Below are 12,154 nucleotides of genomic sequence, written 5' to 3'. Positions count from 1 at the left end.
TGTAAAAAAATAAAAGTAGCTCTTCATTTTTTTTTAGGTTCTTTCATATAATGCAAGGCATAAGAAAAGGGGGAGCGTTATTGAACGGAAATGTGACCTACTATTATGGACACGCACTGACTGGGCAAGGAATTAAACATTTATATAAAGAAATGATGGATGAAGCTGAATTAGTTTATATTTTGCAGGGTGCACCGACGTTTAAAGGATCAGAGCTTCTTAAAGAGCTGGGGTATTATTATGTGAAGCAAGGCTTTGCGGTGGAATGGTTTAAGCATGCGTTGCTGGAGGATATTGTTGAAGCAGTGTATGTTCAAGGATGTAATCGACTATTTGTATGGTCATCGGGGTGGGGGATTGAACCGATTCTCCTTGGCACAAAGCATCGGGTGATGTCATTTTATGATTGTTTAGAAGAAGTCCAACTTGAAAAGGTTGGTGAACAGCTTGCGGATGCAATGACGGAACGAGAGTCATGGCGCGAGAAGTGTATTTCAAAGCTTAATAGCGCTATAAAGATTCATGATGATTGGGAAGCTGTCACACAAAGCTGCATGAACTGGCAGGCATTAAATGATCAGGTTGAAAATTTAAAGACAGATATTTTCCAATCAATGGTCTTAAATAAAACTGGTATGCGCACGCATCGCTTACTCGGAACATTAACACCGAGGGGGGCTGAAAATACAGTAGATAGCATAACAAAAAATGTAGCTCGAAGATTGATGATCAAAGGGAAGCCCGGTACGGGGAAATCTTCGTTAATGAAAGGTTTAGCAGATGAAGCCAATGCGAGAGGGCTCGATGCGCAAATTATTTGGTGTGGCTTGGATTCAAACTCTGTTGACATGGTTATTATTCCGGAATTGAATTTTTGCATCTTTGATAGTACAGATCCACATGTCTTTGAACCTCAGGTCGGAAGACAAGGAGATGAAATTTTCGATATAGGGGTACATTGCGCAATTTCACAGGAAGCAGAAGCTAAAATTGAAGATATTCGGGCAAAGTATAAAGAAGCAATGCAGGATGCAATGGGTTATTCGAAGCGTTATGCGGAAGCAGAGTATATGGTCCGTCGATTAATCGATAATTGTGTATCATCATCTCTTTGGCGAGAAAAAACTGCCCCACTATTCGAAAGATTAACAAAGTAATTTTTCTACTAGCATGCTTGTGCTACACTAGGAACTAGAATAGTGTTCCTAGGAAAGGATGATACGCTTGTCAAAAGTATTGAATGCATTTTTAGATGAAAACCTACAAGCCTTACGCAATCAAGGCTTATACAACGAAATTGATCCAGTAGAGGGAGCAAACGGCCCAACTATTCAGGTACGTGGCAAAAATCTAATTAATCTATCCTCAAACAACTATCTTGGCTTAGCAACGAATGAAGATTTAAAGCGTATTGCAAAAGAAACAATTGAGATATACGGTGTGGGGGCTGGAGCAGTCCGTACGATTAATGGCACACTTGATTTACATGTAAAATTAGAGGAAAAGCTCGCTGAGTTTAAAGGAACAGAGGCGGCGATCTCTTACCAATCAGGTTTTAACTGTAATATGGCAGCTATTTCAGCTGTTATGGATAAAAATGATGCGATTCTTTCAGACCAATTAAACCATGCATCGATTATTGATGGCTGTCGTTTATCACGTGCGAAAATCATTGCCTATCATCACTCTGATATGGACGATTTACGTGCGAAGGCAAAGGAAGCAAAAGAATCAGGCTTATACAATAAAATCATGGTCATTACTGATGGTGTATTCTCAATGGATGGTGATATTGCAAAATTACCAGAAATCGTTGAGATTGCAAAAGAGTTTGATTTAATAACATATGTCGATGATGCACACGGTTCAGGTGTAATGGGTAAAGGAAAAGGTACTGTAAAGCATTTCGGTTTAGAAAAAGAAATTGATTTCCAAATTGGTACACTTTCTAAAGCAATTGGTGTTGTTGGTGGATATGTAGCAGGTAAGAAAAATTTAATTGACTGGCTGAAAGTACGTTCTCGTCCGTTTTTATTCTCAACGGCATTACCACCAGGTGATGTTGCTGCGATTACAGCGGCAGTGCAAATGCTAATTGACTCAACGGAGCTTCACGATAAGCTTTGGGAAAATGGCGATTATTTAAAAGCAGGTCTTGCTAAACTAGGCTTTAATATTGGTGCATCTGAAACGCCAATCACACCATGTATTATTGGTGATGAAAAGCTTACGCAGGAATTTTCTCGTCGCCTATTTGAAGAGGGCGTCTATGCTAAATCAATCGTTTTCCCAACGGTTCCAAAAGGCACAGGACGTGTTCGTAACATGCCTACAGCGGCACATACAAAAGAAATGCTGGACGACGCTCTAGCAATCTATGAAAAAGTAGGCCGTGAACTAGGCGTTATTCAATAAAAAATGGGGCTGCCTCAATAGGAGGTAGCCCCTTTTAGTTTTATATGGATAAATAAGGCAAAGTGATAAATAAGGCAAAGTGATAGATGGGTCAAAGTGATAGATAGAAGACAGAGCGACTGATAGAAGAGCCGAAGCGGATAGAAGAGTTAAAAGCGTGGATAGAACCGTCAAAAGCGTGGATAAAAGAGCCAAAGTGGCGGAAAGAACAGGCGAAGCGACAGATGAAAAGGCAAAGTGGATAGAAGAGCCAAAGTGGCGGAAAGAAGAGGCGAAGCGACGGATAGAAGAGCCAAAGCGACGGATAGAAGAGCCAAAGCGACGGATAGAAGAGCCAAAGCGACGGATAAAAGAGCCGAAGTGACGGAAAGAAAGCAAAGTGACGGATAGAAAGGCAAAGCGACGGAAAGAAGAGCTGAAGCGACGGATAAAAGAGCCGAAGTGACGGAAAGAAAGCAAAGCGACGGATAGAAGAACCAAAGTGACGGATAGAAAGGCAAAGCGACGGAAAGAAGAGCCAAAGCGACGGATAAAAGAGCCGAAGTGACGGATAGAAAAGGCAAAGTGACGGATAGAAGAACCAAAGTGACGAAAAGCTACCCCGAAATGCCGGGGTAGCTTTATTTTAAGTGAGTGACTTTCGCTGTTTGTAGCGTTCATCTGTATTCATTCATTGACGATCGGTTACATCCTTTTTCACCATTGTGATATTACGTAGTTCCTTTATAGATATTGCCCCCGCTAAAGCGATCGAGACTTTTAATTCATCATATAAATTTGTCATTACTTTTTCGACGCCTTGCTGTCCTTCTAATGCAAGTCCGTAGACGAAGGGACGACCTATGGCAACAGCATCTGCTCCTAAGGCGAGTGCCTTAAGAGCGTCCATACCACGATACACACCGCTATCTAAAATAACAGGAATTTGTCTCTTTACGGCTTTTACAATGCTTGGGAGTGCGTCAAGTGAACCAATTACGCCATCCAATTGGCGACCGCCATGGTTCGATACGATGATACCGTCGATGCCGTTTTCTATAGCTAGCTTGGCGTCTTCAGGGTGTAAGATTCCTTTTAATAAAATAGGGAGATTAGAACGGCGCTTTAATTCACGTACATTCTCCCAATTTAATGTTGGATGGAAGATATTTTGCAAAACACCCTGTATATATGACTCAAATGAATCATCTGGTAAGGAAGCCGTAAAAACAGGGTCATTCATATAGTTTCCTCGTGCATACCCAAGCTTTAATGGTGAAAATTGATTGCGCACATCTTCTTCACGCCAGCCAAGCATGACTGTATCTACAGTTAAAACAATAGCTTCAAAACCAGCAGCCTCGGCTCGAGCGGCCATACTATAGGCAATTTCCTCATTTGTTGACCAATATAATTGAAACCATTTAGTAGCCGTGGGAGCCGTTTGAGCTACATCTTCAAGTGCGTAACTTGAAACTGTACTTTGGATATAAGGAATTTTTAATTGCTCAGCTGCACGTGCAACGGCAAGCTCTCCTTCTTCATGCGCCATTTTGTTCATGCCAACAGGAGCAAATAAGAACGGAGTTGGATGTACTTTTCCGAATAGTTCAACCGATGTGTTAATACTTGAAACATCATGTAAAAAGCGTGGAATAATAGAGTATTTTTCAAAGGCTGCACGGTTATTTCGCAATGTTTGCTCACCGCCAGCACCTGAACGGATGTAGCCAAACGGACCAGCTTCCATCTTGTCTGCAACGGCTTTTTCTAAATCTGCAAAGCAAATAGGGAAGGGGGCTTGGGCTTTAATATTTTTTAACAGTAGATCGCCATCTGTTGTTTTTGTCATCGAAATCCTCCTATTAATCTTTTTTTAGTTTCACGGCAAAGCGGTTACCTATCGATTGAATACTTTGAACAAGGATGATTAGGATAAACACTGTCGCATACATCACATCGACCTCATAGCGTAAGTGTCCATAACGGTATGCGAGATCACCTAAACCACCAGCGCCAACCATTCCTGCCATGGCTGTTGCTCCAATAAGACCGATTGTGGCAATCGTTAAACCTAAAATAATGGATGGGCGAGCCTCACGTAGTAGGACATTCCAAATGATATGACGGCGTTTAATGCCCATTGCTGTATAAGCTTCCACAACACCTGGATCAACTTCTAAAAGTGCAGTTTCCATAAGTCGCGCAATATAAGGCGCTGTATATACAACAAGCGGCACGATAACACCTTTTACACCAATAGTTGTGCCGACGATTAGCTTTGTGAACGGTAAAATGAAGAATAGTAAAATAATGAACGGTACAGAGCGAATAATATTAATAAATAAATTGAAAAATTGATAGAGAAATTTATTTTCAAACGATTGCCCCGGACGAGTCAAAACGATTAATAGTCCTAAAGGAATCCCAATTAAAATAGAGAAGAATAATGAAATCCCGACCATTTGAAAGGTTTCGATAATAGATTTCCAAATAACATCTGACCAATCTGCAAAGAAGCTTTGTATACTATTCATGTAATTCGCCTCCTAACTCCTCAACGTCTACCCCGTTTTCTTTAAAATACTTCAGTGCCTTTTCTACGATATGCGCCTCACCATGTAGATGCACGACAATATTACCAACAATGCCGTTTTTTAATTCAATGATATTGGCTGTTAATATATTTGGTTGTACATCATAGACTTTGCTCACTTCTGCAAGTAATGGTTTCCCTGTACTTTCACCAAGGAATGTTAAACGAATCACACTTCCCGAGACATTTAATTGCTTGATAAGAGAAGGAGATAAGTTGCGTTGAGATATGGTATTTAAAAACTTTCGGGTCGTTAAATGCTGAGGCTTTGAAAAGAGTTCTATAGCAGATCCATTTTCCACAACCGTCCCTGATTCAAGAACGGATACATCATCGCAAATTTTTTGAATAACATTCATTTCATGTGTAATGAGTAAAATAGTGATGCCCAGCTCACGATTAATTTTCAAGAGAAGATCAAGAATAGCGTCAGTTGTTTCGGGGTCGAGAGCACTTGTTGCTTCATCACTGAGTAAAATCTCAGGTTCTTGGGCAAGGGCCCGTGCGATAGCGACACGTTGCTTTTGCCCCCCTGAAAGCTGACTAGGGTAACTATCTAATTTCTCTGTTAGGCCAACAATTTCTGCATATTTTGCAACGCGTTGTTTCACTTCAGAGTCACTATAGCCAAGAAGCTTTAATGGTACCGAGATATTGTTGTATACGGTTGCTGTTTTTAAAAGGTTAAAATGTTGAAAGATCATGCCGATTTTTTGACGGGTTTTACGAAGGTCGTTAAGAGTAAGGGAAGTAATATCTACATGATCAATCAATACTCTTCCTGTTGTTGGACGCTCTAATAAATTGACACAGCGTATAAGGGTACTTTTTCCGGCACCACTGTAGCCAATAACTCCATGGATTTCACCTTTTTTGACATGCAAGTTAATACCATCTACTGCTTTGACGATACCTTTTTTAGTTTTAAATTCTTTTGTTATATTTTCTAATTGAATCATCTGTGATATCTCCTTTCTAAGCCCTTCTATAAATCAAGAATCTGCTAGTCTCGCAGATTCTTGATTTTATGAAAGGTCCTTAATAGTTACTACCAGCCTGGAATAACAGAACCTTTGAATTCTTCTTCAATAAATTTGCGTACTTCATCCGATTGATAAGCTTCAACAAATTTCTTTATTGTTGGATCATTCTTGTTTTCTGCACGTACCACAATGTAATTAACATATGGAGAGTCAGTAGATTCTAAAAGAATGGAGTCTTTTTTAGGATTAATGCCTGCATCAAGAGCGAAGTTCGTATTAATTGCTGCTAGATCTACTTCACTAAGCTGCTTTGGAATTTGTGCAGCCTCTAATTCAATGAATTTCAAATTCTTTTTGTTTTCTTCCACATCGCGAATAGATGCTGTTAAGTCTGCACCGTCTTTTAATTTAATATAGCCTGCCTCTTGAAGGACGAATAGGGCACGGGCTCCGTTTGTTGGGTCGTTTGGTAATCCGAATGTTGCACCATCAGGAACTGCATCTAATGATTTATATTTCTCAGAGTATATGCCCATAGGATTTAAAATTGTTTTTGCTACTGGCACTAAATCTGTATTGTGATCTTTGTTAAATGCATCGAGGAATGGCTTGTGTTGATAATTATTTACATCAAGATCACCTTCGGCTAACGATGTATTTGGTAACACATAATCAGAGAAAGTTTTTAGTTCTACCTCTAAGCCATTTTTTTTAGCAACTTTTGCGGCAACCTCTGTAATTTGTTCGTGTGGTCCAGAAGTTACACCTACTACAATCTTATTCTCATTAATAGCCTTACTTTCTTTACTATCTTCTTTAGAACCACAGCCTACTAATGCAGCTACCAGTGTGAGACTCGCTAAACCTAATAAAATTTTGTTTTTCTTTTTCATGAAACATACCTCCAAAGTTGTATTATCGGTTTGTAAAAATAAAAAAAACCTTCTTATAAACTAAGAGAGGCTCATGAAAAATTGTCCTCTCTTATCTTTCAAACGATGATCGTTTGCAGGATTTAGCACCTTCCTTAAAAAAGGAGGTTGCCGAGCTTCATAGGGCCAGTCCCTCAGCTACTCTTGATAAGAGATTTATAATATTTTTTTGTAAATCCGATAGAACTAATATAAATTATAGGATATTGTAAGTCAATTGAATTTTTAAAATTTTTTATTTTATTATAATATTTAGCCGCGAAAGAATTGCTAAAACTGTCCCATAGCAAGTTTGAAACAGTTTTTCGAAAGTAGGGGATTGCAATGCTCATGAGCTAAAATAAGTTTAATTTTTCAATTCTGCTGATTGCTTCGCGTAAGCGGTCTTCGCTAACAAGTAAACCAACCCGTACATAGCCTTCGCCGTATTGACCGAAGCCATTGCCTGCAGCTACTGCAATATCAGCTTTGTCTAGCAATATATCGGTAAATTGTTCACTCGTAAAACCAAGTGGAACAGGGAGCCATGCAAAGAAAGAGCCTTTTGGTGCTGTGACTTGCCAACCAATTCGCTTAGCTTCTTCGATCAGGACGTTTCGCCGGCGCTCATAAGTCGTTCTTAGCTGATCAGCACAACTCTGGGAAGCAGTAAGTGCAACTGCCGCGGCTTGTTGCACTGCAGGGAATTGACTACAAAATAGATGATCTTGAATAAGGTTAATGGCTGCAACAATATCAGGATTACCAACTGCAAAACCTATGCGCCAGCCTGCCATATTATACGTTTTGGATAATGTATACATTTCGATACCGACATCTTTAGCACCATCAGCCTGCAGGAAGCTGATAGGTTGATTGCCGTCAAATCCAATCGCCCCGTAGGCAAAATCATGTGATACGATGATGTTATGCTTTTTTGCAAAGCGTACTGTTTCCTCGAAAAATTCTAGTGTTGCAGTACCTCCAGTTGGGTTGTTTGGGTAATTCAAGTAAAGAAGCTTTGCCTTTTCTTTAACTTCATCGGATAAAGCATTATAATCAGGCAGGAAATTGTTTTCTGCAAAAAGTGGCATGACTTCAAAATTAACATCACCCAATACGACACCAGATAAGTAATCTGGATATCCGGGATCAGGTAATAGCATTGTATCACCGGGATTTAAAACGGCTAACGGTAGCTCAACAAGGCCAATTTTCGTACCACCGAGAATAGCAACCTCTGTTTCAGGGTCAATATCCACATTGTATTGACGTTTGTAGAAGTCTGCTGCGGCCACTCGTAATTCTGCTATGCCACGAAATGGAGAGTATTTATGATTTTGAGGATTTTCTGCCGCCTCCTGTAATGCTTGAATAATGTGTGAAGGAGTGGGTTGATCTGGATTTCCTTGACCAAGATTGATAACATCACGCCCTTCAGCAAGAGCAGCGTTTACTTTTTGCACAAGTGCTGCAAAAAATTGAGTTGGGAGTTGCTGTAGTTTTTTTGAGAATTCCATGCACGACCACCTTTTTCAGAATATAATAATTATTAAAGATATGATGCACATAATATTACTTTTTTTAGTAATTGTCTAGAGCCTAATAGTATATGAGGTGAGGGAAATTGAACAAAGTCTCGTATTTCATCGTCAATGCTTTTACTACAGAGCTTTACAAGGGAAATCCCGCGGCAGTCTGTTTACTAGATTCAGCAATACCTGATTCAACCATGCAGAAAATTGCTCAGGAGATTCCCGTACCAATAACAGCTTTTGTTCAAAAGAATGATAGTGAAATTTTTCTTAGATGGTTTACGCCAGCGAAGGAAATACCGATTTGTGGACATGGAACAATCGCTAGCGCTTTTTTGCTCTGGAAACAAGGGATTGTACCCGTCAATTCTTCGATTACATTCCAGACTGTAAGCGGCCCTTTGCAAGCAAATTGGTTGAATGAACTAGTTGAAATAACAATTCAAAAGTATCGATTAGAAGAGATTGAATGTCCTTTGGAGCTTGAAGAATGGCTAGGTGTGAAACCGACATATGTGGGGAAAACAGAATTGGATTATATAGTGGAGCTGCGTCACGAAGAGGATATTGCAGATTTTAAAGCTGATTTTGATGCGATGAAACAGTTCCCTGTGCGTGGTGTTTGTATAACGAGTCGTTCTAAGAATGAAGGGATTGATATTGTCTCAAGATTTTTTTCTCCAGCACAAGGCATTGATGAAGACCATGTAAATGGTTCCACTCATGGTGCGTTAGGACCGTACTGGTGTGAAAAATTATCAAAAGAAAGCATCGTGAGCAAACAGCTTTCAAAACGCGGTGGCGTATTGTACGTTACACCCAAAATAAAAGATGTTGCAATTGCGGGTTCGGCGATTCAAGTATTAAGTGGTGAAATATTCATCTAAAATCGTTGTAGTATAAAATATAAAAAGTACTGTCTTGAGGAGGCATAACAATGAAAATAGGTTGTATCCAATTAAACGTAGGCTTTGGCAAAGTAGAAGAAAATTTTGCTCGTGCAGAGGACAAAATTCGTGAAGCGGCAAAACAAGGTGCAGAAATTATTGTGCTACCGGAAATGTGGAATTCAGGCTATGCACTTGAAAGATTATCTGAGCTTGCAGATGTGGATGGAGAGCGTTCGAAAGCATTTTTATCAGCTTTGGCAAAAGAGCTTAGCGTACATATTGTTGGTGGCTCTGTTTCAACGAAGAAGGGCGATAAATTTTACAACACAATGTATACGTTTGATAAGAATGGCGAGTTAGTAGGTGAATATAGCAAGGCACATCTTTTCCGCTTAATGGACGAGCATTTATATTTAGAAGCTGGGGATGAAATGAATCGCTTTGCCCTAGGAGATATTGAGGCTGCAGGCGTAATTTGCTATGATATCCGCTTCCCGGAATGGCTACGCGCTCACGCCTTAGAGGGTGCAAAAGTATTATTTGTACCGGCACAATGGCCGACACCACGTATCGATCATTGGAAAACGTTGCTGCAAGCACGTGCCATTGAAAATCAATGCTTCGTCATCGCTGTTAATCGAATTTCTAGAAAGGTAGAAAACTTCAATGGTCAATCAATGATTATTCAACCGTGGGGCGAAGTACTTTGGGTTGGCGCAGAGGACGAAGAAGTAGCTGTCATCGACGTGGACTTTTCGATTGTCGATGAAGTACGCGGCCGAATTCCTGTTTATGACGACCGCAGACCTGGATTATACAACGGAGTAGTTACTGAAAAATAAAATCTGGTAGCACGCTCAAGAAGCAAAGCAATCTTGAGCGTGCTAACCGATGAATATCGCCGCTAAACTGATGAATATCGCCGCTAAACTGATGAATATCGCCGCTAAACCGATGAATATCGCCGCTAAACTGATGAATATCGCTGATAAACCGATGAATATCGCCGCTAAACTGATGAATATCGCTGATAAACCGATGAACAACGCTGATAAACCTGCGAACATCGCCGGTAACCCAATCAACAACTATAAAATTAGTTTTTTTCCTCAATTAAAGAATTAGCAAGCAACATAAATTCAAGTGTAATGCGATTATGGCCCTTCATAAAATTTTCCCCTAGGAGACTTTCAAGCTTTTTTAAACGATGGTAGAGTGTTTGGCGTACGATGAACAGTTGGTTGGCTGTTTGTTGTTTGGAGCCATTCGTTTGCAAGTATACCTGCAGCGTTTCTAATAGCTTACTATTATACTTTTTGTCGTATTCAATAACGGGCTGCAAATAATCTTGAATTACTTCCTGTAGGTTTACTTGCATCTGTAATTTATAGATGAGGTGATATAAATGTAAATCATCGTAAAAATAAGATGTTGTTTGTACTTTACTGCAAATATACAATGTTTCGAGTGCCGTTTGATAGCTCTTTGGGATTTCTTCTACATCTGCCACAACTTTGCCAATTGCGACTTGATAACCTTGGACCATTTGCTTCTTATAAAAATCGGTTTTTTGAAGGGAAGAAACTAATGTATTTAATAATTCGCGACTCGATTTACTATCCTTCGTATGGAGTAAAATAAAAATGACATAGCTTTTTCTTTCGAATAAAAATGGAATAAATCCATTTTGCTCGAAAAGGTTTCGATAGTAGAGCTTACTATAGACAATATCTTCTTGCACTTTAGAGACGGCATTAGGAGTGGCTAAAATAAAAACGGCACTGCTAGAAAGTTTATAGTTAGAATGATGCGTGACGATAAATTTATAAATTTCCTCTTTTGATAGTTTTTGATCGATCCAATCCGCTAAAATGGAGGCATCCTCAATGTCCCTTTTCTCTTCAATATAAAATTCTCTCATTAACAGCTGTGCTAGCGCAGTCGCTGTACGGTCTAAAATAAGTAATTCGAACTCTGAGAATAGACCATCCTCTCTATAAAGCGTTAAATCTGCGTAAAGCTGGTCAAAAATAAAAATTGGTTCATTTTTAAATACAGGTGCTGATTTTTTCACCGTTAAAAGTTGTTGGCGCTTATTATGCGGCATATTCGGGAACAAGATAGGCTCGCGACCTTTAATAGAAAAGATAATTTGTGTCTTTAATTCACTATACATATTTTGTAAAATGTCTTCTGCGTTTTGCCCGAGTAGAGCATTTTTATTTAATGTTTGAGAGTAAGATTCTAAAGTAGAGATCATTAAATATTGCTGATTCATAATTTGACTATGTAAATCCTGTGTAATGCGGACAAAAGGAACAGTATCGTGAAAAACGATAATAGGGAAGTTGTGACGGTTAGCAAGAGCTACAATTACTTCGGGGATATTCCGGATGTAGCTGCCGTATTCAATGCACAATGCGGCGCAATTTTTATTGATTAAGGATTCTACAAAAAAGATAAAATCCTCTATGCGTTGTTGAAGGGTAATCCCTGTTGTTAAAACTAATTCATCACCAGCTAAAAAATTATCTACTTGTATATTTTCAATGACATGGGCCCACTTAACAATTCGTAATAATCCATCTTCACCAGCTACGACCTCGGCACTTTGAAAGTATGTGTTTTCTAATACATCCTTTACTTGAAGCTTAAATTGACTCATTTTATCCTCCTTCCTTTTAACATAGATCGTTATTCGATTTTCTTTATTACGTGTGATTTTTGCTTAAATAAACGTGAATATCATGTCTTAAGAATGTTTAGTCTATTTTACATTATGTTTAAAACAAATGTATAGAATTTTACAGTTTGTCTATACCTTCGTTTCTGTATAACATGTAAA

12 protein-coding genes and 1 riboswitch are annotated in these 12,154 nt (G+C 39.1%); of the genes, 5 read left to right on the top strand and 7 right to left on the bottom strand.

Annotated elements, in window-relative coordinates:
- Window positions 1-80 precede the first annotated feature (80 nt).
- Together MOK21_RS17385 and MOK21_RS17380 are read left to right on the top strand one after the other, a co-directional pair.
- Window positions 81-1,157 (top strand): nucleotide kinase, encoded by a 1,077-nt coding sequence (locus MOK21_RS17385; RefSeq protein WP_249075245.1) that lies wholly within the window; start codon window positions 81-83, stop codon window positions 1,155-1,157.
- A 58-nt stretch (window positions 1,158-1,215) separates the two neighbouring features.
- Window positions 1,216-2,415 (top strand): glycine C-acetyltransferase, encoded by a 1,200-nt coding sequence (locus tag MOK21_RS17380; protein ID WP_249075244.1) that lies wholly within the window; start codon window positions 1,216-1,218, stop codon window positions 2,413-2,415.
- On the opposite strand, the gene MOK21_RS17375 is transcribed toward MOK21_RS17380, so the two are convergent.
- The 6 genes from MOK21_RS17375 to MOK21_RS17350 form a co-directional block, all read right to left on the bottom strand.
- On the bottom strand, window positions 2,398-3,075 hold the full coding sequence (locus tag MOK21_RS17375) for a hypothetical protein (RefSeq protein ID WP_249075243.1): 678 nt from the start codon (window positions 3,073-3,075) through the stop codon (window positions 2,398-2,400). The two genes, MOK21_RS17380 and MOK21_RS17375, sit on opposite strands and share 18 nt — an antisense overlap.
- A gap of 10 nt (window positions 3,076-3,085) precedes the next feature.
- Window positions 3,086-4,246 carry an alpha-hydroxy acid oxidase gene (locus tag MOK21_RS17370; RefSeq protein WP_249075242.1) on the bottom strand — a complete coding sequence of 387 codons (1,161 nt, stop codon included), beginning with the start codon at window positions 4,244-4,246 and terminating at the stop codon, window positions 3,086-3,088.
- 13 nt (window positions 4,247-4,259) lie between these two features.
- The gene (locus MOK21_RS17365; RefSeq protein WP_249075241.1) at window positions 4,260-4,931 is read right to left on the bottom strand and encodes a methionine ABC transporter permease; all 672 of its coding nucleotides are present in this window, start codon (window positions 4,929-4,931) and stop codon (window positions 4,260-4,262) included.
- Window positions 4,924-5,949 carry a methionine ABC transporter ATP-binding protein gene (locus MOK21_RS17360; protein ID WP_249075240.1) on the bottom strand — a complete coding sequence of 342 codons (1,026 nt, stop codon included), beginning with the start codon at window positions 5,947-5,949 and terminating at the stop codon, window positions 4,924-4,926. Before MOK21_RS17360 ends, MOK21_RS17365 begins: the two co-directional genes overlap by 8 nt.
- An 89-nt stretch (window positions 5,950-6,038) precedes the next feature.
- Window positions 6,039-6,866, bottom strand: a complete 828-nt coding sequence (locus MOK21_RS17355) for a MetQ/NlpA family ABC transporter substrate-binding protein (protein ID WP_249075239.1) — start codon at window positions 6,864-6,866, stop codon at window positions 6,039-6,041.
- Window positions 6,867-6,954: 88 nt separating this feature from the next.
- A riboswitch (SAM riboswitch) is annotated at window positions 6,955-7,059 on the bottom strand.
- A 181-nt stretch (window positions 7,060-7,240) separates the two neighbouring features.
- Window positions 7,241-8,404: a pyridoxal phosphate-dependent aminotransferase gene (locus MOK21_RS17350; RefSeq protein WP_249075238.1), complete on the bottom strand. Its 1,164-nt coding sequence runs from the start codon at window positions 8,402-8,404 to the stop codon at window positions 7,241-7,243.
- A gap of 107 nt (window positions 8,405-8,511) precedes the next feature.
- On the opposite strand from MOK21_RS17350, the gene MOK21_RS17345 reads away from it, so the two are divergent.
- Genes MOK21_RS17345 through MOK21_RS17335 form a run of 3 tightly spaced genes read left to right on the top strand, consistent with a single transcriptional unit; the run spans window position 8,512 to window position 10,434 of the window.
- Entirely contained in the window at window positions 8,512-9,306 is a 795-nt protein-coding gene (locus tag MOK21_RS17345; protein WP_249075237.1) for a PhzF family phenazine biosynthesis protein, read from the top strand.
- Window positions 9,307-9,356: 50 nt separating this feature from the next.
- On the top strand, window positions 9,357-10,151 hold the full coding sequence (locus MOK21_RS17340; protein ID WP_249075236.1) for a carbon-nitrogen family hydrolase: 795 nt from the start codon (window positions 9,357-9,359) through the stop codon (window positions 10,149-10,151).
- 49 nt (window positions 10,152-10,200) lie between these two features.
- Window positions 10,201-10,434, top strand: a complete 234-nt coding sequence (locus MOK21_RS17335; RefSeq protein WP_249075235.1) for a hypothetical protein — start codon at window positions 10,201-10,203, stop codon at window positions 10,432-10,434.
- Here MOK21_RS17335 and MOK21_RS17330 read toward each other — a convergent pair.
- On the bottom strand, window positions 10,406-11,974 hold the full coding sequence (locus tag MOK21_RS17330; RefSeq protein ID WP_249075234.1) for a PucR family transcriptional regulator: 1,569 nt from the start codon (window positions 11,972-11,974) through the stop codon (window positions 10,406-10,408). The two genes, MOK21_RS17335 and MOK21_RS17330, sit on opposite strands and share 29 nt — an antisense overlap.
- Between the last annotated feature and the right edge of the window lie 180 nt (window positions 11,975-12,154).

The organism is Lysinibacillus sp. BPa_S21 (genome assembly GCF_023337795.1).
Lineage (GTDB): Bacteria > Bacillota > Bacilli > Bacillales_A > Planococcaceae > Lysinibacillus.
Note: the sequence above shows the minus strand (reverse complement) of the source record. Positions and strands in the feature narration are given on the sequence as shown.

Coding starts and splice junctions, on each gene's coding strand:
- MOK21_RS17340 (WP_249075236.1), top strand. CDS start 9,357: ATGAAAATAGGTTGTATCCAATTAAACGTAGGCTTTGGCAAAGTAGAA.
- MOK21_RS17330 (WP_249075234.1), bottom strand. CDS start 11,974: ATGAGTCAATTTAAGCTTCAAGTAAAGGATGTATTAGAAAACACATAC.
- MOK21_RS17380 (WP_249075244.1), top strand. CDS start 1,216: ATGATACGCTTGTCAAAAGTATTGAATGCATTTTTAGATGAAAACCTA.
- MOK21_RS17335 (WP_249075235.1), top strand. CDS start 10,201: ATGAATATCGCCGCTAAACTGATGAATATCGCCGCTAAACTGATGAAT.
- MOK21_RS17355 (WP_249075239.1), bottom strand. CDS start 6,866: ATGAAAAAGAAAAACAAAATTTTATTAGGTTTAGCGAGTCTCACACTG.
- MOK21_RS17375 (WP_249075243.1), bottom strand. CDS start 3,075: ATGAACGCTACAAACAGCGAAAGTCACTCACTTAAAATAAAGCTACCC.
- MOK21_RS17370 (WP_249075242.1), bottom strand. CDS start 4,246: ATGACAAAAACAACAGATGGCGATCTACTGTTAAAAAATATTAAAGCC.
- MOK21_RS17365 (WP_249075241.1), bottom strand. CDS start 4,931: ATGAATAGTATACAAAGCTTCTTTGCAGATTGGTCAGATGTTATTTGG.
- MOK21_RS17350 (WP_249075238.1), bottom strand. CDS start 8,404: ATGGAATTCTCAAAAAAACTACAGCAACTCCCAACTCAATTTTTTGCA.
- MOK21_RS17360 (WP_249075240.1), bottom strand. CDS start 5,949: ATGATTCAATTAGAAAATATAACAAAAGAATTTAAAACTAAAAAAGGT.